The organism is Roseateles sp. DAIF2 (assembly GCF_015624425.1).
Taxonomy (GTDB): domain Bacteria; phylum Pseudomonadota; class Gammaproteobacteria; order Burkholderiales; family Burkholderiaceae_C; genus Kinneretia.
The window spans coordinates 4,573,475-4,600,333 of record NZ_CP049919.1; the positions used below are offsets into that span (position 1 = coordinate 4,573,475).

Genomic DNA, 26,859 nt, shown 5'->3' on the forward strand with positions numbered 1-26,859 from the left:
TCCTTAAACGAGATGCAGAAGCACCAGCAGCCAGTCGATGACCTTGATGCCGATGAAGGGCACGATCAGGCCGCCGAGGCCATAGATCGCCAGATTGCGGCGCAGCAGGGTGGCGGCACCGACGGCGCGGTAGGGCACGCCCTTGAGCGCCAGCGGGATCAGCGCGACGATGATCAGCGCGTTGAAGATCACCGCCGACAGGATCGCCGAGCTCGGACTGTGCAGGCCCATCACATTCAGCGCGGCCAGCTGCGGATAGACGCCGACGAACATCGCCGGGATGATCGCGAAGTACTTGGCCACGTCGTTGGCGATCGAGAAGGTGGTCAGCGAGCCGCGCGTCATCAGCAGCTGCTTGCCGGTCTCCACCACCTCCAGCAGCTTGGTGGGGTTGGAGTCCAGGTCCACCATATTGCCGGCCTCCTTGGCCGCCTGGGTGCCGCTGTTCATCGCTACCGCCACGTCGGCCTGGGCCAGCGCGGGCGCGTCGTTGGTGCCGTCGCCGGTCATCGCGACCAGCCGGCCCTCGGCCTGGTAGTCGCGGATCAGCTTGAGCTTGGCCTCGGGCGTGGCCTCGGCCAGGAAGTCGTCAACGCCGGCCTCGGCCGCGATCGCCGCGGCGGTCAGCCGGTTGTCGCCGGTGATCATCACGGTCTTGATGCCCATGCGGCGCAGCTCGGCAAAGCGCTCCTTGATGCCGCCCTTGACGATGTCCTTCAGCTCGATGGCGCCGAGCACCCGCGACCCCTCGGCCACCACCAGCGGCGTGCTGCCGCGCCGGGCGATCTCGTCGACCGCGCTGGAGACTTCCTTCGGGAAGCTGCCGCCCAGGCTCTCGACATGCTTCCTGATCGCGTCGATGGCGCCCTTGCGCAGCTGGCGCGCACCGCCGGCCAGGTCGACGCCGCTCATGCGGGTCTGGGCCGAGAAATGCACGAAATGGGCATCCAGGCTGGCGATGTCGCGCTCGCGCAGATTGAACTTGGCCTTGGCCAGCACCACGATCGAGCGGCCTTCCGGCGTCTCGTCGGCCAGCGAGGACAGCTGGGCCGCGTCGGCCAACTGGGCCTCGGTGACGCCGGGCGCCGGCACGAAGGCGCTGGCCTGGCGGTTGCCCAGGGTGATGGTGCCGGTCTTGTCCAGCATCAGCACGTCCACATCGCCGGCGGCCTCGACCGCGCGGCCCGAGGTGGCGATCACATTGGCCGCCATCATCCGGCTCATGCCCGCGACGCCGATGGCCGACAGCAGGCCGCCGATGGTGGTCGGGATCAGGCAGACCAGCAGCGCGATCAGCGCGGTGACCGAGACGACAGTCCCGGCGCCCGCTGCCTCGACGCTGAAGATCGAGTAAGGCAGCAGGGTCACGGTGACGACCAGGAACACCAGGGTCAGCGCCACCAGCAGGATGGTCAGCGCGATCTCGTTGGGCGTCTTCTGGCGCTTGGCGCCCTCCACCATCGCGATCATGCGGTCCAGGAAGGACTCGCCCGGGTTGACGCCGATGCGCACCACCAGCCAGTCCGACAGCACCCGCGTACCGCCGGTGACCGAGCTGAAGTCGCCGCCGGACTCGCGGATCACCGGTGCCGATTCGCCGGTGATCGCGCTCTCGTCCACCGAGGCCACGCCCTCGATCACCTCGCCGTCCAGCGGGATCAGATCGCCGGCCTCGACCAGCACGACATGGCCCTTGCGCAACTCGTCCGACTGGGTCGGATGCCACTGCGCGCCATGCCGGGGCTCATGCAGCTTCTTGGCCCAGGTCTTGGTCTTCAGCCCGCGCAGCGAGGCCGCCTGGGCCTTGCTCCGGCCCTCGGCCAGCGCTTCGGCGAAGTTGGCGAACAGCACGGTGAACCACAGCCACAGCGCGATGCCGAGCATGAAGCCCGAGCCCTCGGCGCCGGCCAGCTGGGGGTTACCCAGGCTGGCAATCCACAGGCCCGAGGTCAGCAGGCTGCCGACATAGACCACGAACATTACCGGGTTGCGCCATTGCACGCGCGGGTCCAGTTTGGTGAAGGCCTCCTTCGTGGCCTGGTTCACCAGCTTGGGGTCGAACAGAAAATCCTTGTTTTTCATAGCGCGCTCACTTCCAGAGCATCAGGTGTTCGACGACGGGCCCCAGGGCCAGCGCCGGCACATAGTTCAGCAAGCCCACCAGCAGCACGGTGCCGATCAGCAGCACGACGAACAGCGGGCCATGGGTGGGCAGGGTGCCGCTGCCGACCGGGATGCGCTTCTTCGCGCCTAGCGAGCCGGCGATCGCCAGCACCGGCACGATCACGCCGAAACGGCCCAGCCACATCGCGAAGCCCAGCAAGGTGTTGTAGAAGGGCGTGTTGGCCGACAGCCCGGCAAAGGCCGAACCGTTGTTGTTGGCCGCCGAGGTCAAGGCGTACAGGATCTCGGAGAAGCCATGCGCACCGGGGTTGGCAACACCGGCCTTGCCCAGCGGGCTCAGCACCGCGATGGCCGTGCCGACCAGCACCACGATGGGCGTGACCAGGATCGCGATCGAGGTCATCTTCATCTCATAGGGCTCGATCTTCTTGCCCAGGTACTCGGGCGTGCGGCCGATCATCAGGCCGGCGATGAAGACCGCCAGCATCGCGAATACCAGCATGCCGTACAGACCGGTGCCGACGCCGCCGAACACCACCTCGCCGAGCTGCATCATCACCATCGGGACCATGCCGCCGATCGGCGTGTAGGAGTCATGCATCGAGTTCACCGCGCCGCAGGAGGCCGCGGTGGTGACCACCGCGAACAGGCTGCTGGCGTTGATGCCGAAGCGGGTCTCCTTGCCTTCCATATTGCCGGCGGCGGCATCCACGCCCTGCGCATGCAGCAGCGGGTTGCCGGCCTGCTCGGCGGTCGTGGCGATCACCACGGCGACGATGAACATCGTGCTCATCGCGGCCAGGATCGCGACGCCCTGGCGCTGGTCGCCGACGATGCGGCCGAAGGCGAAGCACAGCGCCGCGGGGATCAGGAAGATCGCCAGCATCTGCGCCAGGTTGGACAGCGGAGTCGGGTTCTCGAAGGGGTGCGAGGAGTTGGCATTGAAGAAGCCGCCCCCGTTGGTGCCCAGCATCTTGATCGCCAGCTGCGAGGCCACCGGGCCCATCGCCAGGGTCTGGGTCTCGGCCTTCTGGTCCTCCAGCACCGGCTGGCCCTGCGCATCCTTCAAGGGCTGGCCATCGGCGCCCAGCTGTGGGGCTTGGTAGGCGGTGGCCTCGACGGTCTGCGCCGTCTTGTAGGCATCGAAGTTCTGCAGCACGCCTTGGCCGACGAAGAACACCGCCAACAGGAAGCTGATCGGCAGCAGCACCCACAGGGTGATGCGGGTCAGGTCGGCCCAGAAGTTGCCGACATCCTGCTTGAGCTTGCCCGCGAAGCCGCGCATCAGCGCAAACACCACCGCGATGCCGGTGGCGGCCGAGACGAAGTTCTGCACCGTCAGCGCCAGCATCTGGGTCAGATAACTCATCGTGGCTTCGCCGGCGTAGCCCTGCCAGTTGGTGTTGGTGACGAAGCTGACCGCGGTGTTGAACGCGGAATCCGCCGTCACCGCGGCCATGCCCTGCGGGTTCAACGGCAGCACATCCTGGAAGCGCTGCAGCGCATAGGCGGCCAGCAGGCCCAGGAAGTTGAACAACAGCAGCGCGATCGCGTACTGCTTCCAATGCTGGCCCTGATCGGGCTTGACGCCGGCCAGGCGGTACAGCACACCCTCGACCGCGCGCATCCAGCGCGGCAGGCGGCCTTCGGCCACCGCCACCAGCCATTTCGCCAGCGGCCAGGCGGCCGCCAGCAACACGACCAGGAAGAGACCCAGGTTGATCCATCCGAGGCGGTCCATCTCAGAACTCCTCGGCGCGGATCAGGGCCACGCACAGATAGACGAACAGCCCGGCGGCGACGATGCCGCTGACCCAGTAGAGGGCGCTCATGGCTTGCCCCCCTGCAGTTGGTGGCTGGCGACGGCCAGACCCAGGGCCAGTCCGAACAGCGCCAGACTCAGGCCCAGAAATACCCAATCCATTGTTCTTGCTCACGCTCAGTTGAGATGCGAGCAGCTTAGAAAGGGCGGCCTCAGAACCGCGTAGAAGCTCGGGGAGGCGGTATCAAGAAAGCGTAAAGACGGGCTCTGCTGGGTGATCGCTCCAAGCCGATTCCGCAGTCGGCCAGGTCAGGCTTGTCGACCTCGACGACCGCGCGGTGCAGACCCGCCCCCGCTGTGGTCTGCGAAGAAGTCTTGATGAAGGGGCAACGCTCAGCCATCTCTGCGCAGATCGGCTGGCACGAAATGTTGTGGGCGTCGATTCAGCCTACGGCCGCCGCGCCTCGAACCAGCGCCCCAGCAGCGCGCGCTCCGCGTCGGTGATCTGGGTCGCATTGTTCAGCGGCATGGTCTTCAGCACGACCGCCTGCTGGTAGACGGCCTGCGCATGCTGCTCGATCAGCGCGGGCGTGTGCAGGGCCATGCCCTTTTGCGCCAGTTGGGCGTTGTGGCACATCGCGCAGCGCTGCTCGATCACCGCCTGCACCTGGGCCAGGGTCGGCGCCGGCGCTGCCACGGCGACGGGCGGCCTCGGCGCGGGCGCCAGCCAGACGATCAGGCCGGCCAGCAGCGCCAGCGCCGCGGCGATCAGGGGCCAGGCATTGACGCCCTTGTGGCGCTTGACGAACCAGGTCCGCACCAGCACGCCCACCGCCATCATGATCACCAGCACCAGCCAGTTGTGCGCATACGCGTAGAGCATGCCGTAATGGTTGCTGAGCATCGCGATCAGCACCGGCAGGGTGAAGTAGGTGTTGTGGACGCTGCGCTGCTTGCCGCGCTGGCCGAACACCGGATTCACCGGCCGACCCGCGCGCATGTCGGCGATCACCTGCTTCTGGCCCGGGATGATCCAGAAGAACACGTTTGCGCTCATCATCGTCGCGATCATCGCGCCGATGATCAGGAAGGCGGCGCGGCCGGCGAACAGCTGGCAGGCGGCCCAGCTCGCCGCGACGATGAACAGCGCGATCAGGCCGAGCACCCGGCCGTCGTTGCCGATGCTGCCGTCCTTGGTGTGGCCGAAGCGGCGGCAGATCTGGTCGTAGACCAGCCAGCCGGCGGCGAGGAAGCCGAGCGAGGCGGCGATCGCCTGCCAGGGCGCGGCCCAGGCATGGACCTGGCGGTCGATCAGGAAGCTCTCGGCATTGAAGAGATAGAGCACGATGAACAGCGCGAAGCCGCTCATCCAGGTCCAGTAGCTCTCCCAGTAGAACCAGTGCAGGTGCTGCGGCAGGTTCGGCGGCGCCACCATGTACTTCTGCGGGTTGTAGAAGCCACCGCCATGCACGGCCCAGAGTTCGCCGTCCACGCCCTTGGCCTTCAGGTCCTGGGCCTCGGGCTTGAGCAGATGGTTGTCGAGCCAGACGAAGTAGAAGGAGGCGCCGATCCAGGCGATGGCCACGATCACATGCAGCCAGCGCAGCAGCAGATTGGCCCAGTCGAGCAGATAGCTTGGTTCCATACCTTGAGCACGAATGGGCCGGCTACCACTGCGGGCGCTGTAGACCGGCGAACAGGTCGCGCTTGTTCGGTTGGAACCGGGCGCCGCGGCGACTTTGTGGACAGGAGTGTATACAGTTTCCCGCCGCGCCGGCGCTCATCAGGCCAGCCCCACCGGCACGATCGCGTCCTTCAGCACATTGCGCAGCACGAAGCTGCTGTGCACGCCCGACACGCCGGGAATGCGGGTCAGGTGGCCGAGCAGCAGGGCCTGGTAATGGTCCATGTCGCGCACCGCGACCTTCAGCTGGTAGTCCGCCTCCTGCCCGGTGATCAGGAGGCATTCCAGCACCTCGGGCAGCAGGCCCACCGCGGCCTCGAAGGCGGCGAAGCGCTCCGGCGTGTGCACATCCATCGAGATATGGACCAGGGCGGTCAGCGTCAGGCCCAGCTTCTTCGCGTCGACGCTGGCGCGGTAGCCGCTGATCAGCCCGGCCTCCTCCAGCGCCCGCACCCGCCGCAGGCAGGGCGAGGGCGACAGGCCGATGCGCTCGGCCAGCTCCTGGTTGGCGATGCGCCCATCCTTCTGCAACACTTCCAGAATATGCTTGTCGAACTTATCCCAAACCATCACAACACCAACAATCAATCAATCAGTGGCAGATTATTGCTCAAACAACTCAAACAAAGGCAAAAACGCAATCCGCTGCCGCACCCTTCTTTCTACACTGCTTGCACGGACGAACCACGGACCCACGCCACAGGCCACCAGCCGAGGCACCATGTCCAGCGCCGCTCCAGAAGAGCGGCCCTGCAGACATGACGGCATAAAAACCCCAAGCGCACTGATCGACGTGCCTTGGGGTTTCGCTTTTGTGGGGTTAGCCCAGCGGCTTGAAGAACACCGGCTCCTCGCGCTGCGGGAACAGCGGTGGCGGGGGCTGCAGCAGGTCGCGCTGGCGTTGCCGCTTGAGCTGCTTGGGCTTGGCTTGGGGACGCATCGCGCGGCCCTCAGGCTCAGGCGCCGTGCACCCGCGGCGCCAGGAAGTCCCGGCCCACCATCGCGCGGGCAAAGAGGTAGTTGTTGCGGGCCCGCTCGGGCAGCGTGTCGAGGTCGACATGGCCCTTGGCGTCACAGGGGAAGGCCAGGGCCTGGCCGGCATGGAACAGCGAATCGAAGCGGATCTCGAAGGCGGACAGGGCCGGCAAGGGGCCGTCGGAGGTCTGGGCGGTATGCATGATGGCTGACTCCCATGAATGCCTTGTATGAGTCAACTTTCGGCGCTGGCACGCCCGCCCGCCATAAGCCCAGCGCCAGACCCTGTGTCGGCTGGATTCCATGCCTGGGGTGGAAAAGTCCTACAAGGGCGGCGCCCCCGTAGGCAATCCACCCTCAGCCCCGCCCGGCGCCCGGCAGACGCTCGAACTCCATCACCCAGTTGTCCACCCAGCCCGGTGCGCCGGCGAGCAGCGCGAAGGCCTGGGTCCAACGCGCGCAACCCGGCCCCAGGCGCTCCCAGAGAAAGCGCACCCGCACCGGCCGGCCCTGCTCGTCTTCGTCCTCGCCATAGAACTCGCCGCGTTCGCCGTCCCAGCCGCCGAACACCGGCGGGAACAGCCCGCCATGGCGGCTGTTGATCCAGTAGATCGCCCATTGCCGCGTCTGCAGATTCAGGCTGCGCACGGTGCAGCCGGAGAAGCCCTCGCTCTCGAAGCGGATCTCGTCGATGCTGACCTGGCCGCCGAGATGGCTCCAGGCCTCGGTGAGGGCCTCGAACTCGACCCAATGCTCGCGCCCGTCCGCCCCGCGGCGCAGGCGGCGGTTGCGCACCCGCCAGGGCGCGCCGACCAGGAAATCGAAATCGCCGGGGCGGCCGACGAAGCGCGCGCCGGGCTCGGGGGATTCTTGCGACATGGTGTGCTGGCCTTTCTTGCGGTTCAGGGATGGGAGGGGTTCAGAGCTGCAGGGCCGAGCCCGCGGTCGGCCGCAGGCGCGACAGCAGCAGCGAGCGGGCACCCGCCAGCGCCGCGCGCAGCCGCGCCTCGTCCTGCAGGCCCGCCGGGTGCTGCGAGAGCCAGACGAACACCGGCCCGTCCGCGCGCACCGGCAGGCGCGGGAAGTTGTTCAGCAGCCGCGCCGGATCGCCCAGCCAGCGGCCCAGCAGGCTGGCGCCCTGGTCCGCCAGCAGCGGCAGCACCTCGGCCTCGAAGGCCGCCAGCAGGGCCGGATCGTCCGGCGTCGCGAGCGCGCAGACGCCAGCGACGATCAGCCCCTGCGGCCCGGCCGGGGCCGCTCGCCCACCGGTCGGCCCAGGCAGCGGGCGCAGCAGCAGCACATCGTCCGAATCCAGCATGGTTGCGTTGGCCTCGTCGCGGAAGGCGTGCCAGGCCGGCCCGCCATAGAAATCGCCCAGGGCCCGCGGCCGGTCGGCCAGGTCCTCGAAGCCGCGCAGCCAGACGAACTGGTCCGGCCGGTCCAGGTCGCGGAACTGGCCCGGCAGCCGGATGCCGCAGGCCTGCTGGGTGTGCACGAACTCGCGCTCGAACAGCGCGATCAGCGCCTCGCGCCGCCCGGGGTGCAGGGTGTAGCGGCGCAGCTCAAGCACCGCGCCGGCCTCGTCGATCGACAAACTCATCGGCAACTCCATGGGGATGAATGAATGCCGCGATGCTGCGCGTCGAATGCTGACAAGGGCTGTCAGCGTTGATCGCGACACTGCAATCACGATGCAAGCCAGCCGACTGCTCTCGATCCTGATGCTGCTGCAGGACCGCGGCCGCCTCAGCGCCCAGGCCCTGGCCGAGGCGCTGGAGGTCTCGGTGCGCACCGTCTACCGCGATGTGGACCGGCTCAGCGCGGCCGGCGTGCCGATCTGGGCCGAAGCCGGCAGGCATGGCGGCTTCCAGCTGCGCGAGGGCTGGCGCACCAAGCTCGACGGCCTGACCGTGCCCGAGGCCCAGGCGGTGTTCCTGGTCGGCCTGCCAGGCCCCGCCGCCGAGCTGGGCCTGGGCGAGGCGCTGGCCTCGGCGCGGCTGAAGCTGCTGGCCGCGCTGCCCCAGGGCTGGCAGGACGATGCGCAGCGGGTCGGCGCGCGCTTCCATCTGGACCCGGTGGACTGGTACCGCGCATCGCCGGCGGCCCAGCATCTGGCCGCGATCGCCGGCGCGGTCTGGCAGGCGCGCCGGCTCTGGATGCGCTACGACAGCTGGAAGGGCGTGGTGGAGCGCGAGCTGGAGCCGCTGGGCCTGGTGCTGAAGGCCGGCGCCTGGTATCTGGTGGCGCGCGCCGTCGGTGCCGAGGAGCCACGCATCTACGCGCTGCAGAGCATGCTGGCGCTGCAGCCGCTGGACGGCGGCTTCGAGCGGCCGCGCGAGTTCGACCTGGCCGCCTGGTGGCGCCTGGCCACCGCGCGCTTCGAGGCCGGGCTGCAGCGCGGCCGGGCCGAGCTGGCGCTGACGCCGCGCGGCCTGAAGCTGATGGCCCATCTGGGCCGCGCGGCCGACGCGGCGGCGCGCGCCAGCCAGCGGCCCGACGCCGAGCGAGCCGGCTGGCTGCGGGTCGAGATCCCGATCGAGAGCATCGAGCATGCGGCCGGCCAGCTGCTGCGCCTGGAGGCCGAGACCGAGGTGCTGGCACCGCCGGCGCTGCGCGAGGCGGTCGCGGCGCTGCTGCGGCGCGCGGCCGCGCTGTACCGGAGCGGCCCGAGTCCTACGCCATAGGGATGGCAAGCCGGCGGCCCCGCGGCTCCAATGGCGCGCCATCAGGAGGGTCAAGCCATGCCATGCCGCCGCCAAGCCGCGATCCGTCGCCTCGCCCTGCTCTGCTCCCCGCTGCTGCTCGGGCTGGGCGCCTGCGTCAGCCCGCCGCCAGCGCATGACGCGCAGGCGCCGCAGGGCGAGCTGGCCTCCTGCGCCGCGATGCTGGCGCGCGGCTTCCGGCCGCTGGCGCTGGAGCGCGACGAGCGCTTCCTCGGCAAGGTGGCCGAGGACGTGGCGCGCTGCCGCGGCGGCGACAAGGCGGTGGCGCAGCGCGGCGCGCCGTACGTCGACTGGGCCAACTACTGGGCCACCGGCGACGCCAGCAGCCTCGCGCCCGGCACCGAGCGCATCGGCCTGCACCTGTCGCGCAACGGCCGCGGCATCGACGGCGCGCTGCTGGACCTCGAGTACCAGCGCATGGAGCTGATCAAGTTCAACCTGTTCGACAACACCGGCACCTTCCCCGCCTACACCCTGGGCCGAGACGGCCCCGAGGGGCGCCGCATCGACGGCCCGGCGCTGAAGACCTGGCCCGAGATGCGCCTGCCGGCGGCCGCGCCGGACTTCGCCGCGGTGGGCGGCGCCGGCGAGCAGCTGTGCCGCGGCGCGCTGATCCGCGCCCGCACCCTGACCGGCATCTGCAACGACATCCGCAACCCGCTGATGGGCGCGATCGGCACGCCCTTCGCGCGCAATGTCGAGTTCGAATCGACCTTCCCCGACCTCGGCCTGGACGAGCTGGCGCGCAACCGCCATGGCGGCCGGCTGGCTCTGCTGCAGCCCGACCCGCAGCTGATCAGCCGCAAGCTCTTCACCCGCGCGCAGAGCCGGCCCGAGCTGTGCCGCGAGGGTCAGGGCTTGCCCGGCCACAGCGTCGAGGCGCAATGCGACTACAAGAAAGCGCCCTTCTTCAATGTGCTGGCGGCCTTCTGGATCCAGTTCATGACGCATGACTGGTTCTCGCACCTGGACGAGGGCCGCAATGCACCAGGCCTGATGCCGGTGGGCTGCGCCGACCCGGCCAGCGGCTGCCGCCCCGCCGACCGCATCGACCCGGCGCTGATGGCCGAGACCGACACACCGCCCCAGTTCATGACCCGGGCCGGCCAGCAGCGCCTGGCGCGCGCGCCGCGCACCACGCGCAACCATGTAACCGCCTGGTGGGATGCCTCGCAGATCTACGGCCATGACGAGCGCTCGCGCCGGCGCGTCAAGCGCGACCCGGCCGATCCGGCCCGGCTGCTGATGCCGGTCGAGCGCGGCGAGGCCCAGGGTTATCTGCCGCTGTTCGCCGCCGGCGATCCGATCGCGCCGCAATGGGCCGGCCAGGAGGCCACGGCCTTCCCGGACAACTGGAGCATCGGCATGAGCTTCTACCACCATGTGTTCGCGCGCGAGCACAACGCCTTCGTCGCGGCCTTCCGCGCGCAGGCGGCGGCCACGCCCGAGGCCGACTCGGGCCTGCGCGATCCGGCCCGGCCCGAGGCGCCGATCCGCTACCGCGAGGTATCGGCCGACGAGCTGTTCGAGATGGCGCGCCTGGTGGTGGCGGCCGAGATCGCCAAGATCCACACCATCGAATGGACGCCGCAGCTGCTCTACGGCGAGCCGCTGTTCCTGGGCATGAATGCCAACTGGGGCGGCCTGTTCGCGAACCAGCCGCTGGTGGCCGCGGCGCTGGAGAAGATCGTCGTCAACAGCTTCGGCAAGAGCGATGACGCCAAGCGCGCCACCCAGTGGTACTCGGCGCTGGCCTCCGGGCCCGGCATCCTCGGCCTGGGCAACCGGGTCTATGGCGACGACCCGGTCTACGCAAGACCCGACCCCGGCAAGACCGATCGCTGGAGCCTCGCCAACCCCGAGCATGTGAACGGCGGCGTCAACCATTTCGGCTCGCCCTTCAACTTCCCGGAGGAGTTCGTCAGCGTCTACCGCCTGCATTCGCTGGTGCCGGACCTGATCGAGCTGCGCGACTGGCGTGCGCCGAACGCGATCAAGGCCAAGGTGCCGGTGCTCGACACCTTCCGCGCCAAGGCCGCGCCGGCGATGCGCGAGGCGGGCCTGGCCAACTGGGCGCTGGCGATGGGCCGCCAGCGCCTGGGCCTCTTGACCCTGCAGAACCAGCCGCAGTTCTTGCAGAACCTGGCGCTGGCGCGCGCGCCGGCCGGCATCGGCAAGATCGATGTGATGGCGCTGGACCTGATCCGCGACCGCGAGCGCGGCGTGCCGCGCTTCAACGAGTTCCGCCGCCAGTACGGCCTGCGCCAGATGACGAGCTTCGACGATTTCGTCGACCGCCGCCTGCCCGAGGGCTCGGCGGAGCGCGCCGAGCAGCAGCGCCTGGTGGGCCTGCTGCGCGAGGTCTACGGCCAGCACCGCTGCGACGCCAGCAAGCCGATCACCCGCGCCCAGCGCAATCCGGACGGCACGCCGATCAACGACTGCCTGGGCCGCCTCGACGGCAGCCTGGTCGACAACGTCGAGGACATCGATACCGTGGTCGGCTGGCTCTCCGAGTTCGCGCATCCGCATGGCTTCGCGATCTCGGAGACGCAGTTCCAGGTCTTCATCCTGAACGCCTCGCGGCGCCTGTTCAGCGACCGCTTCTTCACCTCCAGCTTCAGGCCCGAGTTCTACGGCCATCTGGGCGTGCGCTGGGTCAACGACAACGGCCCCGAGGGCAAGAAGATGGAGCGCGGCGAGCCCAACGGTCATGCGATGGAGGTCTCGCCGCTCAAGCGCGTGCTGCAGCGCGTCGTGCCCGAGCTGGCGCCGGAGCTGGACAAGGTCGTCAACGCCTTCGACCCCTGGGCGCGCGAGCGCGGGCGCTTTTATTCGCTGGAATGGGCACCGCGGCCGGACGCAGCGGACGACCCGGCCTTCAGAAGCCCCTGATCAATCGCTCCAGTCGCCGGCCTGGATCGCCGCGACGATCGCGCGGCCGGTCTCGATCAGGGCCGGTGCGAACTCCTCGTGCAGCAGCCGGCCCTGCAGCCGCGAGGCGGCGCCGCCCACCGTCAGCGCCAGCGGCTCGCGGCCATCGCCCAGGTCGATGCCGACGCCGATCGCCGCGATCTCGCTCTCCCATTCGGCCTCCGAGCTGACATAGGCGCGCGCCGCCATCTCGATCTCGGCCCGCGCCAGCGCCACGCGGCGCTGCGGCCAGCGCGCGGCGTCCTCGGCCCGCAGCCGCGCGGCGATCAGCTCGCGCATCCCCGGGGTCGAGGCGCACCAAAGCGCGCGGCCCATCGCGGTCTCGGCCAGCGGCAGCCGCGTGCCCACGTCCAGGCCCAGGATCAGCCGCGCGGTGCTGCGGCAATGCGCGACATAGACCATCGCCCCCTCGTGCCGAACGCCCAGCGAGATCGCCGACTGGGTGCGCTCCGCCAGCGTCTCCATCCAGGGCCGCGCGATGCGGCCGATCTCGAAGTTGGTCAGCACCGAGAAGCCCAGCGCCAGCACCGCCGGCGCCAGCGCATATTCGCCGCGCTCCGGCCGGTGCCGCAGATAGCCGAGGCTGACCAGGGTGAAGGCCAGGCGCGACACCGTGGCCTGCGGCAGGCCGCTGCGGCGCGCCAGCTCCTGATGCGCCAGCCAGCGGTCCTGCGCGCCGAAGCAGCGCAGCAGCGCCAGGCCGCGCGCCAGCGCGCCGACGAAGCGCCGGTCCTGCTGCGGCGCCAGCGCCGCGTCCGCGCTCGCCTGCGCACGCCGCCGGCCCATCAGCGAGCTCTCGATGTTTTCCGCATATCGGAATAATCGCGACAATCCTGCCGCCGGCCCATGCTCGCAATCCCTGATCCGCATTTACAGAAGCCATCACGACTGCGTAGACTGGATTCAACCCGGCCCGGCTTCAATTCCGATCTGCGGAAAACGAGCCAGAGGCCATACAGGAGACAAGGCGGACCGATCCATGTCCGATGCTGCCCATTTCAAGCATTGGCCCCCGGGCCTGCCGCGGCACCTGAGCCTGCCGCGGGTGCACCTGTTCCACAACATCGAGGTCTCGGCCGCCCGCTATCCGGACAAGGCCTGCACCCTGTTCTACGGCCGGGCCCTGTCCTATGCCGAGTTCCGGCGCGAGGCCGAGGCCCTGGCCGGCTGGCTGCAGCGCTCGCGCGGCCTGCAGCGCGGCGAGCGGGTGCTGCTGTTCATGCAGAACAGCCCGCAATGGCTGCTGGCCTATTACGCGATCCTGCGCGCCGATGCGGTCGTCGTGCCGGTCAATGCGATGAACCGCGGCGCCGAGCTGCGCCACTATGTCGAGGACAGCGGCGCGCGGCTGGCCATCGTCGCGCAGGACCTGCTGCCGGAGCTGGCGCCGCTGCTGGGCCAGGGCGCGCTGGAACATCTGTTGGTGGCCTGCTATCGCGACCACCTGGGTGAGCCGCCGCCGGACCTATCGGTGCCCGACTTCGTCGCCGCGCCGCGCCTGCCCGCGCTGCCGCCGCATTGCAGCGCCTGGGACCAGGCGCTGGCCGCCGGCCAGGCGCCGGGGCCGATGCAAGCCGGACCCGAGGACCTGGCGGTGATGCCCTACACCTCGGGCACGACCGGCCGGCCCAAGGGCTGCATGCACACCCATGCCAGCGTGATGAGCACCCTGGTCGGCGGCATCTGCTGGTTCGGCCGCACGCAGGACGCGGTCTACCTCGCGGCCCTGCCCTTCTTCCATGTCACCGGCATGTCCGGCAGCATGAACGGCCCGCTCTACATCGGCGCGACCATCGTGATCCTGCCGCGCTGGGACCGCGAGCTCGCGGCGCGCCTGATCGCGCGGCACCGCGTCACCGTCTGGCAGAGCATCTCGACCATGATGATCGACTTCCTGGCCAACCCGCGGCTGGCCGCGCATGACCTGTCCAGCCTGGCGATCGTGCGCGGCGGCGGCGCGGCGATGCCGGCGGCGGTCTGCGCCCGGCTGAAGGCGCTGACCGGGCTGGACTATGTCGAGGGCTACGGCATGAGCGAGGCGATGGCCGCGACCCATATCAACCCGGTGCACCGCCCGAAGGCGCAATGCCTGGGCATGCCGGTGTTCGACGTCGAGGCCCGCATCGTCGACCCCGCCACCCTGGCCGAGCTGCCGCCGGGCGAGGCCGGCGAGATCCTGGTGCATGGCCCGCAGCTGATGCAGGGCTACTGGCGCGCGCCCGAGGCCACGGCCGAGGCCTTCGTCGAGCTGGACGGCAAGCGCTTCCTGCGCACCGGCGACATGGCGCGGGTCGACGAGGACGGCTATTTCTTCATGACCGACCGGCTCAAGCGCATGATCAATGCCTCCGGCTACAAGGTCTGGCCGGCCGAGGTGGAGGCGCTGATGTACCACCATCCGGCGGTGCTGGAGGCCTGCGTGATCGGTGTGCCCGACGCGCGGCGCGGCGAGACGGTCAAGGCCCTGGTGGTGCTGAAACCCGGCGCGGCGCCGTTGGACGAGGCCGCGCTGATCGCCTGGTGCCACGCGCATATGGCCGCCTACAAGAGCCCGCGCCAGATCGAGTTCGTCGCCGGCCTGCCCAAGTCCGGCAGCGGCAAGGTGATGTGGCGCGAACTGCAGGACGCCGCACGAGACAACAGCCACCCGGGAGACAAGCCATGACCCCAACCCGCCCCGGCCGTCGCGGCCTGCTTCTGCTGCTGGCCGCGTCCGCGGCGCTGTGTTCGGCCCTGCCGGCGCAAGCGCAGCAGCCCTTCCCGAGCAAACCGATCACCCTGATCGTGCCCTGGCCGGCCGGCGGCTCGACCGACCGGCATCTGCGCGCCCTCTCCGAGATCGCGGCCAAGCATCTGGGCCAGCCCATCATCGTCGAGAACAAGCCGGGCGGCGGCGGCACCCTGGGCCCGGGCGCGATGGCGCTGACCGCCAAGCCCGACGGCTACACGATCGCGCAGTACCCGCTGGGCATGCTGCGCATCCCGCATATGCAGAAGACGCCCTGGCATCCGCTGAACGACTTCACATTCATCATCGGCGTCTCCGGCTACACCTTCGGCTTCACGGTGCGCGCCGACTCGCCCTACAAGAGCTTCAACGACTACATCGAGGCCGCGCGCAAGACCCCGGGCCAGCTCAACTACGGCTCCACCGGCACCGGCTCCAGCCCGCATCTGCTGCTGGAGGAACTTGCCGGCCATGCCAAGGTGCAGCTAACCCATGTGCCCTTCAAGGGCAATGCCGACCTGCAGCAGGCGCTGCTGGGCGGCCATGTGATGGCGCAGAGCGATGCCAGCGGCTGGGACAAGTTCGTCGACGGCGGGCAGATGCGCCTGCTGGTCACCTTCGGCGAGCAGCGCACCAAGCGCTGGCCCCAGGTGCCGACCGCGAAGGAGCTGGGCTACGGCGTGGTCTCCACCTCGCCCTACGGCCTGGTCGGCCCCAAGGGCATGGACCCGGCGCTGGTGACGGCCCTGCACGACGCCTTCAAGAAGGCGATGGACGATCCCAAGCATCTGGAGCTGCTGGACCAGCTGAACCAGTCGCCCTGGTACAAGAACGGCGCCGACTACCGCGCCTGGGCGGTCGAGACCTATGCCAAGGACAAGGCCCTGATCGAGCGCCTGGGCCTCGCGGCAAAGTAAGAAAGGGCGGATCGGCATGGCAGAGGACGACGCGGGCTTCCAGCAGATCGCCGAGCGCGTACGCGCCCATGCGGCGGCGCGGCCGCAGGCGCCGGCCCTGCGCGGCGATGTAGATAGCGAGACGCTCAGCTATGCGCAGCTCGACGCGCTGATGGACCGCATCGCCGCGGCCCTGCAGCGCGAGGGCCTGCGCCCGGGCGACGCCGTCGCGCTGGCCGGCGCGGCCACGCCGCGGCAGGCCGCGCTGTTCCTCGGCGCGCTGCGTGCCGGCCTCGCCGTCGCGCCGCTGGCCACCTCGGTCACGCCCGTGGTGTTCGCCGGCATGCTGGGCGATGCGCAGGCGCGCTGGCTGTTCGTCGACGACGGCGCCGCGGCGCTGGCGCCGCCGGGCCTGCGGACGGTCCACATCGAGCGCGAGCTGGAGGCCTGGCTGGCGCCGCCGGGCCACCGGCCCGCGCCGGTGGCGCTGGCGCCCGAGGCGCCGTTCAACATCATCTATTCCTCCGGCACCACCGGCCTGCCCAAGGGCATCGTGCAGTCGCACGGCATGCGCTGGGCCCATGTGCAGCGCGGCGCCCGCTACGGTTATGGGCCGGACTCGCGCACCCTGCTGGCCACGCCGCTGTACTCGAACACCACCCTGGTCGTCTTCATGCCCAGCATCGCCTATGGCGGCTGCGTCAGCCTGATGGCCAGGTTCGAGGCCGGGGCCTACCTCGCGCGCGCCGTGGCCGAGCGCATCAGCCACACGATGCTGGTGCCGGTGCAGTACCAGCGCCTGATGGACCATTCGGACTTCGGGCGGCATGATCTCTCGGCCTTCCGGCTCAAGTTCTGCACCAGTGCGCCCTTCTCCGCGGCGCTGAAGGGCCAGGTCTTGCGCCGCTGGCCCGGCGGGCTGATCGAGTTCTACGGCATGACCGAGGGCGGCGGCACCTGCATCCTGGAGGCGCATGAGCATCCCGACAAGCTGCACACCGTCGGCCGGCCGCAGCCCGGCCATGACATCCGGCTGATCGACGCCGAGGGCCGGGAGCTGCCCGCAGGAGAAGCCGGCGAGGTGGTCGGCCATTCGCCGGCGATGATGAACGGCTACCACGGCCGGCCCGAGCTGACCCGCGAGGCCGAGTGGTACGCGCCGGACGGCAAGCGCTTCATCCGCACCGGCGACATCGGCCGCTTCGACGCCGAGGGCTTCCTGACCCTGATCGACCGCAAGAAGGACATGATCATCTCGGGCGGCTTCAACATCTACCCGAGCGACCTGGAGGCCGCGCTGCGCGATCACCCGGCCGTCGCCGAGGCGGCGGTGATCGGCGTGCCGAGCGCCTGGGGCGAGAGCCCGGTGGCCTATGTGGTGGCACGCACCGGCGCGCCGACGGCGGCGCAGCTGCGCGACTGGCTGAACGCGCGCGTCGGCAAGACCCAGCGCCTGCTCGAGCTGCGCTATCTGGACGAGCTGCCGCGCAGCGCGATCGGCAAGGTGCTCAAGCGCGAGCTGCGCGAACGCCACGAGCAAGAGACCCAGCAGGAGAACGCCCGATGAGCATGCCCACCCGCCGCGAGTTCACCGCCGCCGCCGTCCTCGGCGCGCTGGCCCTGCCCGCCGCTCGGGCCCAGGCTCCCTGGCCCGCCAGGCCGGTCAAGCTGATCGTGCCCTACCCGCCCGGCGGCTTCACCGACGTCACCGCGCGCCTGGTCGCGCAGAAGCTGCAGGAGCGCCTGGGCCAGCCGGTGCTGGTCGACAACAAGCCCGGCGCCAACAGCATCATCGGCGTCGACCTGATGGCCAAGGCCCCGGCCGACGGCTACACGATGGCGGTCGTGATCGCCGCCTATGCGGCCAACACCACGCTCTACCCCAAGCTGCCCTATGACCCGGCCAAGGACATCGCGCCGGTCGCGCTGATCGGCCTGTCGCCGCTGGTCGCCGCGGTCCACAACGACGCGCCCTTCAAGACCGCGGCCGAACTGATCGCCTATGCCAGGCGCCATCCCGGCAAGATCAGCTTCGGCTCCAGCGGCAATGGCTCGGCCGCGCATCTCAGCACCGAGCTGCTGAAGGCGCTGACCGGCAGCTATATGGTCCACATCCCCTACCGCGGCGCCGCGGCCGCGCTGACCGATCTGATGGGCGGCCAGATCCAGCTCTTCCTGGACGCCGCCTCCGGCCTGATCGCGCCGGGCCGCAGCGGCAAGGTGCGGCTGATCGGCGTCGCGGCCGACAAGCGCCTGGCCGCGCTGCCCGAGCTGCCGACCTTCATCGAGCAGGGCATCGCCGGCTTCACCGGCAGCACCTGGGCCGGCATCCTGGCTCCCGCCGGCACGCCGGCCGAGGCTATCCGCCGCGTCGCCGCCGAGGTCGATGCCCTCGTGCGCGGCGACGCCGACCTGCGCGCCCGCTTCGAGGCCATGGGCACGGTGCCGATCGGCGGCACGCCGGCCGAGTTCGGCGCCTTCATCGCGGCCGAGACGGCGAAGTGGGGGCAGGTGATCCGCACCGCAAAGGTCAAACCCGATTAGCAGGCCGTTGTGAAACGACTGCGGCGACCATGACTCGGTCGCCAGGCTCAAGCGCCTGCGCAAACGCCACCGGCGTCCCTTGACCGCGCCGTGGCGCCAACTGGCCCCGCCCGATGCCGGCGATGGCGCGCCGCACTGCTGCCTGCACCACGGCTGAGTCGCGGCCGGGTCGCTATAGTCGCGCCCTTCTTCCCCATTCATCCGCGCGATCTGCCATGAGCCTCGCCGACCTGCGGGCGGCGCTGAACGCCGAGCTCGCGGCCACGCCCGAGTATTACGACTTCAAGGTGCAGCGCGCCGAGCGCGACGGCGCGCTGTGGCGCGTCACGCTGGAGCCCGGCTATGTCTATGCCGAGGGCCAGCGGCCCGGCCTGGCCTCGGCCCAGGCCCTGCTGGACGACAGCCTGGACGGCGCCTCGGCCTGGTGGGGCGCGCCGGTCAAAGGCGGTGCCCATGTGCTGGCGGTGATCCCGGAGGACGACCAGCTGCTGCTGCAGAACGCCAGCACCGCGCCGCCGGGGCCGGAGCAGCTGATCCGCCTCTACCCGACCCGCTTCCTGAACGCGGTGGCCGATGCCTGGTGGGACAGCGCCTGGGCCGAGCGCGCGCTGGCCTGCCTGCCCGACCTGGGCCGGCCGCGGCCGCTCGATGCGGACGCGGCGCCGCGGCTCGATGGCTCGCCCTTTCGCTGGCTGCGGCCGGCGCAGCGCGCGGCGCTGGGCCTGGTGCGCCACAGCAGCGCCTTTCTCTGGGGGCCGCCCGGCACCGGCAAGACCACCACCCTGGGCGTGCTGCTGGCCGAATATCTGGAGCGCCGGCCCGAGGCCCGCGTGCTGCTGCTCTCCACCACCAACCAGGCGGTCGACCTGGCCACGCTGGCGGTCGACAAGGCGCTGGAGCGCGGCCGGCGCGAGCCGCTTCGCGCCGCGGTGCAGCGACTGGGCACGCGCTTCGATGCCGCGGCCTATGCCGGCCGCGAGCACCTGATCCCCTGCGGCGACGGCGAGCTGATCGCGCGCCTGGCGCGCGCCGAGGCCGCCCGACCCGGCACGCGCGACGCCGGCGCGCTGAAGGTCTGGGCGGACCGCGTCGCCGGGCTGCGCGAGGAGCTGCGCGCCAGCTCGCTGCAGGTGCTGCGCCGCTGCCGTCTCGCCAGCATGACCACCACCCGCGCCGCCTTCACCCTGAAGACCCTGCGCGAGCTGGCACCCGGCGGCGTGGACGGCGCGGAGCCGCCCTTCGACCTGCTGGTGTTCGACGAGGCCAGCCAGGTCAGCCTGGCCCATGCGCTGGCGCTGATGCCGCTGGGCCGCGCGCGTCTGTTTGCCGGCGACCCGCAACAGTTGTCGCCGGTGCTGCGCAGCAGCGAGCCGGCCGCGCGGCGCTGGCTGGGCCGCTCGGCCTTTGCCGAGATGCCGCGCCGGGGCGAGGCGGTGACCCTGCTGGACGAGCAGTCGCGCATGGCCGCGCCGATCGGCGAGCTGGTCAGCGATCTGTTCTACGAGGGCGCGCTGCGCGTCGCGGCCGACGCGCGGGACTCGGCCGGCTGGCTGGCCGCGCGCCGGCGCGCCTTCGGCGAGATCCCGGCCGAGGTGCATCTGCAGGTGCAGCGGGTCGCCAGCGACGGCGCCTGGTCGGCCGCCGAGCGCGGGCCGGTGCGGCGCGAGTCGGCCGAGGCGATCGCCCGCACCGTGGCCGCCGCGCTGGCCGGCGGCGACTGGCAGCCGCGCGAGCTGATCGTGCTGACGCCGTTTCGCGCCCAGCGCGCGCTGATCCGCCAGCGCCTGCGCGCCCATGGCGTCGACGAGGCGGTCAAGGTCAGCACCGTGCACCGCGCCCAGGGCAGCGAGGCGCCGGTGCTGCTGTTCGATCCGGCCGACGGCGCCCAGCCCTTTTTGCAGACCGAGGAGGCGCGGCGCCTGATCAATGTGGCGCTGAGCCGCGCCCAGGCCAAGCTGATCGTCTACCTCTCGGCCGCCGATGCGGCCAACCCGCTGCTCGCGCCGATCGTGCAGCGCCTGCGCCTGGCCGGCGATGCGCGAGCGGCCACGCCGCTGCTGGAGTTGGCGTGCGCGCCGGACTTCCCGGCCAATGCGCTGGGCCGGCGCGTCAGCGCCGGGCGCCACACCGGCGAGGTCAGCCGGCTCAGCCCGGACGGCAGCCAGTTCTGGCTGATCAACGAGCGCAGCGGCGCGACCCAGCTGTTCGACACCGCCTTCTGGCGCGAGCGGGCGCGCCAGCCGGCGGGCTCATAGCCCGGCCACGCGAGCGATCGCGGCATTGGCCAGGCGGTAGCGCACCCATTCGCGCTGCGGCGCGGCGCCAAGGCTTTCGTAGAAGCGGATCGCCGGCTCGTTCCAGTCCAGCACGCTCCACTCGAAACGGCCGCAGCCCGAGGCCTCGGCGATGCCGGCCAGATGAGCCAGCAGCGCGCGGCCCAGGCCGCTGCCGCGCTGCTCGGGCGAGACATACAAGTCCTCCAGATACAGCCCGCGCCGGCCCTGCCAGGTGGAATAGCTGAAGAAGTAGACCGCGAAGCCCGCGGGCCGGCCGTCGACCGCGCCGATTACGGCGCGCGCCGGCGAATCGGGCGCGAACAGGCTCAGCGCCAGGGCCTGGGCATCCGCCTCGACCAGGTGTTCGGCGCGCTCGTAGGCGGCCAGCTCGCGGATGAAGCGGTGGATCAGCGGGGCGTCGTCGCGCCCGGCGGCGCGGATGGCAATCTGGGACATGGTGTGCTGCAGGAACAACTGGAACGGCCGGCATGCTAGCCGCGCCCCGCGCTTGCAGGAAGTGCATTGTTTTCAGCGCCGGATGCACAATCTTCAGCATCATGGATCTGCGCCGTCTCGACCTGAACCTGCTGCTGCTGTTCGACACCCTGTACCGCGAGCGCTCGGTGACCGCCGCGGCCGGCATGCTGGCGCTCAGCCCCTCCGCGGTCAGCCATGCGCTGGCGCGCCTGCGGCAGGCCCTGGGCGACGAGCTGTTCCTGCGCAGCGGCGCGAGCATGCTGCCGACCGCGATGGCCGAGCGGATCGCGCCGGGCATCCGCCAGGCGCTGGGCCTGCTGGGCGACACCCTGAGCGGCCCGGGCCGCTTCGAGCCGGCCAGCAGCGAGCGCCGCTTCGTGTTCGCCGCCACCGACTACACCGCCCTGGTGCTGCTGCCGCGCCTGGGCGCCCATCTGGCCGAGGTGGCGCCCAACATCCAGCTGCAAGTCGTGCAGGCCAGCCAGAAGGTGCCGGTGCGCGAGCTGGCGGCCGGCGAGATCGATTTCGCGCTGGGCTATACCGAGGCCGAACCCCATGCCGGCGGCGACGGCATCCGCGAGCTGGACTGGTTCAGCGACCGCTATGTGGTGATCGGCGCCCGGGCCCATGCGGCGGCCCGCGGCCGGCTGAGCCTGAAGAAATACCTGGAGGCGCGCCATGTGGTGGTCTCGCCCTGGGGCCAGCCCCGCGGCGCGATCGACCATCAGCTGGAACAGCTGGGGCATCGCCGCCGGGTCGCGATGCATGTGCCCTCGGTGCTGGCCGCGCCCTTCATCGTCGCCAGCACCGAGCTGCTGATGACCGTGCCGCGGCTCGCCGCCGAGCTGATCGCGCAGATCGCGCCGCTGGTCCTCTACCCCGCCCCGTTCGCGGCCAGCGACTACACCCTGAAGGCCTATTTCCACGCCGGCCGCGCCGGCGACCCGGCGCAGCGCTGGATGGCCGAGACCATCGTCCGGCTGATGGCGCCGCAGCGGCGCTGAGCGCTCAGTGTGGGAAGGCCAGGCGCTTTTCCAGCAACTTCTGCAGCTGCTCGAAGGCCAGGCTCAGCGCCCAATAGACCAGGGCCGCGGCGAGGTAGAGCGGAAAGGGCTGGAAGGTGGTGGAGATCAGTTCCTTGGTCGCCAGCATCAGCTCGGTGACCGCGATCACCGAGACCAGCGAGGTGTCCTTGATCAGGCTGATCAGGCTGTTGCTGAGGCTGGGCACGGCCGAGCGCAGGGCCTGCGGCGCGATGATGTGGCCCAGGGTCTGCACCCGCGTCATGCCCAGGCTCTTGCCCGCCATCCACTGGCCGTCGCCGATGCCGGCCACCGCGCCGCGCAGGCTCTCCGACAGATAGGCCGCAACGTTCAGGGTCAGCGCCAGGATGCCGGCGGTGATCGGCGCGAACTCGATGCCGATGCTGGGCAGGCCGTAGTAGATGATGAACACCTGCACCAGCAGCGGCGTGCCGCGGAAGGCGCTGACATAGACGGCCGCGGCCTGGGCAAGACCCGGCACCGCCAGCACGCGCAGCAGCGCGATGAAGGCGCCCAGCGCCAGCCCCAGCACCATGGCCGAGACCGCGAACAGCAAGGTCAGACCGGTGGCCTTCAGCATCACCGGCGCGGCCAGCTCGAACAGCGATTGCAGATCCATCGCGCAGATCCCCTGTGGTGGAGAGGACTTCTCGGTCCCGAAACGACACCGCCCCCGGGCGGGGGCGGTCTGATGTTAGGGCCGTATTCTTGGCCCCTGGGGCAGGAGTTTACTTACTGCGCCACCGGCGGCTTGCTGACGTCGCGGCCGAACCACTTGGCGGAGATCTTGGCGAAGCTGCCGTCGGCCTTCATGTCGGCCAGGGCCTTGTCGATCGCGGCCTTGAACTTCGGGTTGTCCTTGCGGAAGGGGATCGCGTTGCTGGTCGCCTGGCCCAGCGGCGCGCCGGCCTTGACCGGCAGCTTGGTCTTGGCGGCCAGGTAGGGGATCAGCAGGCTGTCGTTCAGCGCCGCGTCGATGCGGCCGCTGGCCAGGTCCTGCAGGTATTCGGTCGCGCCCGGGTAGACCTTGACATCGACGCCGGCGATCGAGCGCGCCAGCTCGGCATAGTTGCTGCCCTGGCCCACGCCGACCTTCTTGCCCTTCAGGTCCTCGGGCGTCTTCAGCGCGCGGGTCTCGTTGGCGCGCACCACCAGCTGCGGGCTGGACACCACATAGGGATCGCTGAAGTCGAAGGTCTGGCGCCGCACCTCGGTGGCCGCGACCTGGTTGACGATGATGTCGTACTTGCCGGCCTGCAGGCCGGCCAGGATGCCGCTCCACTCGGTGGTGGTGAACTCGGGCTTCAGGCCCAGCTTGGCGGCGATGCCCTCGGCGATCTCGACATCGAAGCCGGTCAGCTTGCCGTCCTCGCGGTAGTTGAAGGGCGGGTAGGTGCCCTCCACCGCGATGCGCAGGCTGCCGCGCTGCTTGGCCTCGTCGAGCAGGTCGGCCGCGCTGGCGACCAGGGAACTGCCGGCCAGCAGCGCCAGCAGGGCCAGGGTGGAGAGCTTGTTGTTGCGCATGGCGTGATCGATGGGAAGTGAGTGGAATCGCACCGATGCTACCCACTTCGCGAAGACCCTGCGCGGCGCGGCCCTCCCCGGCCGCGCCGCGGGGCCTGCGTCAGCGCCGGGCTGAGCGCCGCGCGCGCCAGCCCAGCAGGCCCAGGCCCGCCAGCATCAGCGCCACCGAGGCCGGCTCCGGCACCGGCGCGGTCGGGTTCAGCACGATCAGGCGCGAGTTGGGCGTGCCGCTGTCCTCGGCCACCAGATAGATCACGCCCTTCTCGTCGATCGTCACGCCCTCGATCGCCTGATTGGTGACGCCCGAGAGGTCGAAGCTCGACAGGGTGTTGCCGCGGCGGTCGATCTCGACCAGGCGGCGCGAGTCCAGGCTCAGCACCAGCAGATGGTCGGCCGCCGCGCCGCCGGCCAGCGCGTCGACGCCGGCCAGGGTCGCCACGTCCGACAGGCTGGCCAGGCCCAGCTTGGCATCGGCATCGAACAGCGGCAGCATGCTCGAGATGCCGCCGCCGGCCGCGAAGCTCAGGCCGCCGGCCAGCAGGGCCTGCGGGTTGTCCTGCTTCACGGTGACGAAGCTGCCGCCGTTACGCGGGTCGTAGGCGATGCCTTCGGTGCCCAGATTGCCGGCATTGCCGCCGAAGGACACGGAGGGCGCGTTGGCCAGGTTGACGCTGCCGCCGGCCGTGTAGCCGAAGCGATAGGCATCCTGCAGGCGCTCCTCGACCACCACCAGCTGGCCGTTGCCCAGATAGGCCAGGCCCTCGGCGTCATGGTTCTTGCTCGCCTCGGGCCAGCCCGAGAAACGCATCGTCGACAGGGTCTTGCCGCTCAGCGACAGCTCCACCACGCCCAGGCCCTCGTCGCCGACGACGAACAGGCTGCCGCGGTCACGCGCATAGGTCACGGCCGAGGCCTCCAGGCCCAGGCCGCCCAGCGCGTCGATCGCATGGTTGGCGCCGACCTTGTAGTTGGCCAGGTTCAGCGAGGCGGCCGGCGCGGCCGCGGCCTGGCCGCCGGCCAGCAACAGCATCGAGGCGGCGGCCAGCGCCGCCAGCAGGTTCAGCTTGCTTTTCATGAGTTGAAGCCTCCCGTTCAGCGCGCGGCACGGCCGCGACGGCGCGCCACACCCGCCACCACGGCCAGGCCGGCGGCCAGCAGCGCATAGCTGGAGGGTTCCGGCACCGGGGCCAGCGCGAAATGGCCGGGGTTGCCGATGCCGCCATTGGCGGCCAGCTTGGAGCCATAGGCATCGCCGGCGCTGGCCAGCACCCAGCTGGTCGGCGTGGTCTGGTTCAGGCCGGCCAGGCTCAGCGGGTTGCCGCTGGCGGTGTCGGCGCGCACCGTGCCGCGGCTCTGGTCGCCATAGCTCAGGCGGTCGGCCAGCTGGCCGCCGGCGTCGAACAGATTGATCTCGTCCTGGCGACCCAGGTTGGTCTTGTTGCCGCCGATGATCTTGACGCCGGCGCCCAGGCCCCAGGCGGCGCGGAACTCCTCGGCATCGTCCTCGGTCAGGATCACCGACTCGCCCGCCTTCACCAGGCCGAAGGCCGACAGGCTCACCGTGCCGGCCAGGCGCGAGTCGTCGTCGAAGGACCAGCCGGCGAAGCTGACGGCGCTCTGGCCCAGGTTGGTGAACTCGATGAATTCCGAGGTGTTGTACAGCCACTCGGTGATCTGGACCTGTGCCTGCGCGCCGGCGGCGCACAGGGCCAGCGCGGCCGTGCTCAGCGCGCGGCGGGCAATGCTCGTGTTCTTCTGCATGGGGAGGACTCCTCGTCGATGGGTCGTCGGCCCGGGGATTCGGGGCCGGATCGGGACGAGAAGGTAGGCAGGGCGCGTGACAGCGGGGAGACGAGAGCGTGACGGCCGCGTGACTCCCCCTCAAGTCAGGGATCTCGCGGCAAGGATCTCAGGTGCCGCTCCAGCCCTGCAGCAGCTGCGCCGCCACCGCCACCGCGATCACCGCGGGCTGCTTGCCGGCGATGCCCGGCACGCCGATCGGGCAGGTGACGGCCGCCAGCTCCTCGGCGGTGAAGCCCCGGGCCTCCAGGCGGTGCCGGAAGGTGGCCCATTTGCTCTTGCTGCCGATCAGGCCGATGAAGGGCAGATCGCCGCGTTCGCGCCGGCGCTGCAGGCAGGCGGCGACGATGTCCAGGTCCTCGGCATGGCTGAAGCTCATGACCAGCACCCGCGATCCCGGGGTCAGGTCTTGCACCGCGGCCTGCACCGGGTCGGAATGCTCGGCGCGCGTGTTTTCCGGCAGCGCCGCGGGGAATATCTCGTCGCGGCTGTCGATCCAGAACACCTCGGCCGGCAGCTCGCCCAGCAGCCGCATCAGGGCCCGGCCCACATGGCCGCCGCCGAACAGGGCCACCGGCAGGCGCGGCTCGGCATCGGCCAGGCGCGCCTTCAGCGCCGGGATGTCGGCCGCCCCCAGCAGCTCGAAGCCCAGCTCCACCACGCCGCCGCAGCATTGGCCCAGGCTCGGCCCGAGGGCGAAGCGCCGCCGGGCCTCGGCCACCCGGCCCGCGGCCAGGATGGCGCGCGCCTGCGCGATCGCTTCGAACTCCAGATGCCCGCCGCCGATCGTCGCGACCAGGGCCTCTCGCCCCACCGCCATCCAGGCCCCGACCTCGCGCGGCCCGCTGCCCTGCACCGACTCGACCCGCACCAGCACCGCCGGCTCGACGGCCAGCAGCAAGGCGAGTTCCTGCCAGGGCCTCATGGCATCAGCTGCCGCGGTAGGTGGAATAGCTCCAGGGCGAAGCCAGCAGCGGCACGTGGTAATGCGCCGCGGTGTCGGCGATGCCGAAGTCCAGCGGCACCTCGTCCAGGAAGGCCGGCTCGGGCAGCTGCACGCCGCGCCCCTTGAAATAGGCCGCGACGCCGAACACCAGGCGGTAGCGGCCGGCCTGCAGGGCATCGCCCTCCAGCAGCGGCGCGTCGGCGCGGCCGTCGGCATTCAGGCTCAGGCGCTTGATCGGCTGCGCGGCGCCGGTGGCGTCCAGCCGGTACAGCGCCACCGCCATGCCGGCGGCCGGGCTGCCATGCATGGTATCCAGCACATGGGTGGTCAGCTTGCCCATTGTTGCGAGTCCTTGTGATGATCCAGTTCTTCGGCAAAGTGTATACACTTCTGCGCACAGATTCATTTACTCTGCCGGCAGTT

24 protein-coding genes are annotated in these 26,859 nt (G+C 70.5%); 8 read left to right on the forward strand and 16 right to left on the reverse strand.

Annotation, left to right across the window (positions count from 1 at the left end):
* Positions 1 to 3 precede the first annotated feature (3 nt).
* From kdpB to G8A07_RS21055, 8 genes are all read right to left on the reverse strand, one after another.
* Positions 4 to 2,082: a potassium-transporting ATPase subunit KdpB gene (kdpB, locus tag G8A07_RS21020; RefSeq protein WP_195793909.1), complete on the reverse strand. Its 2,079-nt coding sequence runs from the start codon at positions 2,080 to 2,082 to the stop codon at positions 4 to 6.
* Positions 2,083 to 2,089: 7 nt separating this feature from the next.
* On the reverse strand, positions 2,090 to 3,865 hold the full coding sequence (kdpA, locus tag G8A07_RS21025; protein ID WP_195793910.1) for a potassium-transporting ATPase subunit KdpA: 1,776 nt from the start codon (positions 3,863 to 3,865) through the stop codon (positions 2,090 to 2,092).
* A 1-nt stretch (position 3,866) separates the two neighbouring features.
* The gene (kdpF, locus tag G8A07_RS21030; protein WP_195793911.1) at positions 3,867 to 3,956 is read right to left on the reverse strand and encodes a K(+)-transporting ATPase subunit F; all 90 of its coding nucleotides are present in this window, start codon (positions 3,954 to 3,956) and stop codon (positions 3,867 to 3,869) included.
* Between the two features lie 378 nt (positions 3,957 to 4,334).
* The gene (locus tag G8A07_RS21035; protein ID WP_195793912.1) at positions 4,335 to 5,531 is read right to left on the reverse strand and encodes a urate hydroxylase PuuD; all 1,197 of its coding nucleotides are present in this window, start codon (positions 5,529 to 5,531) and stop codon (positions 4,335 to 4,337) included.
* Positions 5,532 to 5,669: 138 nt separating this feature from the next.
* The gene (locus G8A07_RS21040; protein WP_195797887.1) at positions 5,670 to 6,140 is read right to left on the reverse strand and encodes an Lrp/AsnC family transcriptional regulator; all 471 of its coding nucleotides are present in this window, start codon (positions 6,138 to 6,140) and stop codon (positions 5,670 to 5,672) included.
* 386 nt (positions 6,141 to 6,526) lie between these two features.
* Positions 6,527 to 6,748 (reverse strand): hypothetical protein, encoded by a 222-nt coding sequence (locus G8A07_RS21045; RefSeq protein WP_195793913.1) that lies wholly within the window; start codon positions 6,746 to 6,748, stop codon positions 6,527 to 6,529.
* A 154-nt stretch (positions 6,749 to 6,902) separates the two neighbouring features.
* Positions 6,903 to 7,424, reverse strand: coding sequence for a hypothetical protein (locus tag G8A07_RS21050; RefSeq protein WP_195793914.1), 522 nt, complete (start codon positions 7,422 to 7,424; stop codon positions 6,903 to 6,905).
* A 40-nt stretch (positions 7,425 to 7,464) separates the two neighbouring features.
* On the reverse strand, positions 7,465 to 8,145 hold the full coding sequence (locus G8A07_RS21055; RefSeq protein WP_195793915.1) for an NIPSNAP family protein: 681 nt from the start codon (positions 8,143 to 8,145) through the stop codon (positions 7,465 to 7,467).
* 91 nt (positions 8,146 to 8,236) lie between these two features.
* Here G8A07_RS21055 and G8A07_RS21060 point away from each other — a divergent pair, with 91 nt between their 5' ends.
* Together G8A07_RS21060 and G8A07_RS21065 are read left to right on the forward strand one after the other, a co-directional pair.
* Positions 8,237 to 9,229 (forward strand): YafY family protein, encoded by a 993-nt coding sequence (locus G8A07_RS21060; protein WP_195793916.1) that lies wholly within the window; start codon positions 8,237 to 8,239, stop codon positions 9,227 to 9,229.
* 57 nt (positions 9,230 to 9,286) lie between these two features.
* On the forward strand, positions 9,287 to 12,163 hold the full coding sequence (locus tag G8A07_RS21065; protein WP_213086182.1) for a peroxidase family protein: 2,877 nt from the start codon (positions 9,287 to 9,289) through the stop codon (positions 12,161 to 12,163).
* On the opposite strand, the gene G8A07_RS21070 is transcribed toward G8A07_RS21065, so the two are convergent.
* Positions 12,164 to 12,988, reverse strand: coding sequence for an IclR family transcriptional regulator (locus G8A07_RS21070; protein ID WP_195793917.1), 825 nt, complete (start codon positions 12,986 to 12,988; stop codon positions 12,164 to 12,166). It abuts the gene before it with no gap.
* A gap of 193 nt (positions 12,989 to 13,181) precedes the next feature.
* On the opposite strand from G8A07_RS21070, the gene G8A07_RS21075 reads away from it, so the two are divergent.
* The 5 genes from G8A07_RS21075 (at position 13,182) to G8A07_RS21095 (ending at position 20,625) form a co-directional block, all read left to right on the forward strand.
* Entirely contained in the window at positions 13,182 to 14,867 is a 1,686-nt protein-coding gene (locus tag G8A07_RS21075) for a long-chain fatty acid--CoA ligase (protein ID WP_195793918.1), read from the forward strand.
* Entirely contained in the window at positions 14,864 to 15,847 is a 984-nt protein-coding gene (locus tag G8A07_RS21080) for a tripartite tricarboxylate transporter substrate binding protein (RefSeq protein ID WP_195793919.1), read from the forward strand. Before G8A07_RS21075 ends, G8A07_RS21080 begins: the two co-directional genes overlap by 4 nt.
* 16 nt (positions 15,848 to 15,863) lie before the next feature.
* Positions 15,864 to 17,393: a class I adenylate-forming enzyme family protein gene (locus G8A07_RS21085; RefSeq protein WP_195793920.1), complete on the forward strand. Its 1,530-nt coding sequence runs from the start codon at positions 15,864 to 15,866 to the stop codon at positions 17,391 to 17,393.
* Positions 17,390 to 18,370, forward strand: coding sequence for a tripartite tricarboxylate transporter substrate binding protein (locus G8A07_RS21090; protein ID WP_195793921.1), 981 nt, complete (start codon positions 17,390 to 17,392; stop codon positions 18,368 to 18,370). Before G8A07_RS21085 ends, G8A07_RS21090 begins: the two co-directional genes overlap by 4 nt.
* A 215-nt stretch (positions 18,371 to 18,585) precedes the next feature.
* Positions 18,586 to 20,625: a DEAD/DEAH box helicase gene (locus G8A07_RS21095; protein ID WP_195793922.1), complete on the forward strand. Its 2,040-nt coding sequence runs from the start codon at positions 18,586 to 18,588 to the stop codon at positions 20,623 to 20,625.
* Here the strand turns inward: G8A07_RS21095 and G8A07_RS21100 are convergent.
* Entirely contained in the window at positions 20,620 to 21,102 is a 483-nt protein-coding gene (locus G8A07_RS21100; RefSeq protein WP_195793923.1) for a GNAT family N-acetyltransferase, read from the reverse strand. The two genes, G8A07_RS21095 and G8A07_RS21100, sit on opposite strands and share 6 nt — an antisense overlap.
* Before the next feature lie 101 nt (positions 21,103 to 21,203).
* Between G8A07_RS21100 and G8A07_RS21105 the strand changes: the two genes are divergently transcribed.
* A complete protein-coding gene (locus tag G8A07_RS21105) occupies positions 21,204 to 22,127 on the forward strand; it encodes a LysR family transcriptional regulator (protein ID WP_195793924.1) in 924 nt (307 codons plus the stop codon).
* A gap of 4 nt (positions 22,128 to 22,131) precedes the next feature.
* Here G8A07_RS21105 and G8A07_RS21110 read toward each other — a convergent pair whose 3' ends face one another.
* The 6 genes from G8A07_RS21110 to uraH all read right to left on the reverse strand — a co-directional run bounded on the left by G8A07_RS21110 (position 22,132) and on the right by uraH (position 26,776).
* Entirely contained in the window at positions 22,132 to 22,785 is a 654-nt protein-coding gene (locus tag G8A07_RS21110; RefSeq protein ID WP_195793925.1) for an amino acid ABC transporter permease, read from the reverse strand.
* Positions 22,786 to 22,898: 113 nt separating this feature from the next.
* Entirely contained in the window at positions 22,899 to 23,690 is a 792-nt protein-coding gene (locus tag G8A07_RS21115) for a transporter substrate-binding domain-containing protein (RefSeq protein ID WP_195793926.1), read from the reverse strand.
* A gap of 100 nt (positions 23,691 to 23,790) precedes the next feature.
* Positions 23,791 to 24,765, reverse strand: coding sequence for an SdiA-regulated domain-containing protein (locus tag G8A07_RS21120; RefSeq protein WP_213086183.1), 975 nt, complete (start codon positions 24,763 to 24,765; stop codon positions 23,791 to 23,793).
* 17 nt (positions 24,766 to 24,782) lie between these two features.
* The gene (locus G8A07_RS21125; RefSeq protein WP_195793927.1) at positions 24,783 to 25,451 is read right to left on the reverse strand and encodes a lamin tail domain-containing protein; all 669 of its coding nucleotides are present in this window, start codon (positions 25,449 to 25,451) and stop codon (positions 24,783 to 24,785) included.
* A gap of 148 nt (positions 25,452 to 25,599) precedes the next feature.
* Entirely contained in the window at positions 25,600 to 26,415 is an 816-nt protein-coding gene (xdhC, locus tag G8A07_RS21130; RefSeq protein WP_195793928.1) for a xanthine dehydrogenase accessory protein XdhC, read from the reverse strand.
* Between the two features lie 4 nt (positions 26,416 to 26,419).
* On the reverse strand, positions 26,420 to 26,776 hold the full coding sequence (gene uraH, locus G8A07_RS21135) for a hydroxyisourate hydrolase (RefSeq protein ID WP_195793929.1): 357 nt from the start codon (positions 26,774 to 26,776) through the stop codon (positions 26,420 to 26,422).
* Between the last annotated feature and the right edge of the window lie 83 nt (positions 26,777 to 26,859).

Bases quoted from the DNA above. Each gene is read 5' to 3' on its own strand.
- kdpF (WP_195793911.1), bottom strand. From the start codon at position 3,956: ATGAGCGCCCTCTACTGGGTCAGCGGCATCGTCGCCGCCGGGCTGTTC.
- G8A07_RS21105 (WP_195793924.1), top strand. From the start codon at position 21,204: ATGGATCTGCGCCGTCTCGACCTGAACCTGCTGCTGCTGTTCGACACC.
- G8A07_RS21040 (WP_195797887.1), bottom strand. From the start codon at position 6,140: ATGGTTTGGGATAAGTTCGACAAGCATATTCTGGAAGTGTTGCAGAAG.
- G8A07_RS21060 (WP_195793916.1), top strand. From the start codon at position 8,237: ATGCAAGCCAGCCGACTGCTCTCGATCCTGATGCTGCTGCAGGACCGC.
- kdpA (WP_195793910.1), bottom strand. From the start codon at position 3,865: ATGGACCGCCTCGGATGGATCAACCTGGGTCTCTTCCTGGTCGTGTTG.
- uraH (WP_195793929.1), bottom strand. From the start codon at position 26,776: ATGGGCAAGCTGACCACCCATGTGCTGGATACCATGCATGGCAGCCCG.
- kdpB (WP_195793909.1), bottom strand. From the start codon at position 2,082: ATGAAAAACAAGGATTTTCTGTTCGACCCCAAGCTGGTGAACCAGGCC.
- G8A07_RS21090 (WP_195793921.1), top strand. From the start codon at position 17,390: ATGAGCATGCCCACCCGCCGCGAGTTCACCGCCGCCGCCGTCCTCGGC.
- G8A07_RS21070 (WP_195793917.1), bottom strand. From the start codon at position 12,988: ATGGGCCGGCGGCGTGCGCAGGCGAGCGCGGACGCGGCGCTGGCGCCG.
- G8A07_RS21050 (WP_195793914.1), bottom strand. From the start codon at position 7,424: ATGTCGCAAGAATCCCCCGAGCCCGGCGCGCGCTTCGTCGGCCGCCCC.
- G8A07_RS21125 (WP_195793927.1), bottom strand. From the start codon at position 25,451: ATGCAGAAGAACACGAGCATTGCCCGCCGCGCGCTGAGCACGGCCGCG.
- G8A07_RS21075 (WP_195793918.1), top strand. From the start codon at position 13,182: ATGTCCGATGCTGCCCATTTCAAGCATTGGCCCCCGGGCCTGCCGCGG.
- G8A07_RS21045 (WP_195793913.1), bottom strand. From the start codon at position 6,748: ATGCATACCGCCCAGACCTCCGACGGCCCCTTGCCGGCCCTGTCCGCC.
- G8A07_RS21035 (WP_195793912.1), bottom strand. From the start codon at position 5,531: ATGGAACCAAGCTATCTGCTCGACTGGGCCAATCTGCTGCTGCGCTGG.
- G8A07_RS21085 (WP_195793920.1), top strand. From the start codon at position 15,864: ATGGCAGAGGACGACGCGGGCTTCCAGCAGATCGCCGAGCGCGTACGC.
- G8A07_RS21110 (WP_195793925.1), bottom strand. From the start codon at position 22,785: ATGGATCTGCAATCGCTGTTCGAGCTGGCCGCGCCGGTGATGCTGAAG.
- G8A07_RS21100 (WP_195793923.1), bottom strand. From the start codon at position 21,102: ATGTCCCAGATTGCCATCCGCGCCGCCGGGCGCGACGACGCCCCGCTG.
- G8A07_RS21080 (WP_195793919.1), top strand. From the start codon at position 14,864: ATGACCCCAACCCGCCCCGGCCGTCGCGGCCTGCTTCTGCTGCTGGCC.
- G8A07_RS21095 (WP_195793922.1), top strand. From the start codon at position 18,586: ATGAGCCTCGCCGACCTGCGGGCGGCGCTGAACGCCGAGCTCGCGGCC.
- G8A07_RS21065 (WP_213086182.1), top strand. From the start codon at position 9,287: ATGCCATGCCGCCGCCAAGCCGCGATCCGTCGCCTCGCCCTGCTCTGC.
- xdhC (WP_195793928.1), bottom strand. From the start codon at position 26,415: ATGAGGCCCTGGCAGGAACTCGCCTTGCTGCTGGCCGTCGAGCCGGCG.
- G8A07_RS21115 (WP_195793926.1), bottom strand. From the start codon at position 23,690: ATGCGCAACAACAAGCTCTCCACCCTGGCCCTGCTGGCGCTGCTGGCC.
- G8A07_RS21055 (WP_195793915.1), bottom strand. From the start codon at position 8,145: ATGAGTTTGTCGATCGACGAGGCCGGCGCGGTGCTTGAGCTGCGCCGC.
- G8A07_RS21120 (WP_213086183.1), bottom strand. From the start codon at position 24,765: ATGAAAAGCAAGCTGAACCTGCTGGCGGCGCTGGCCGCCGCCTCGATG.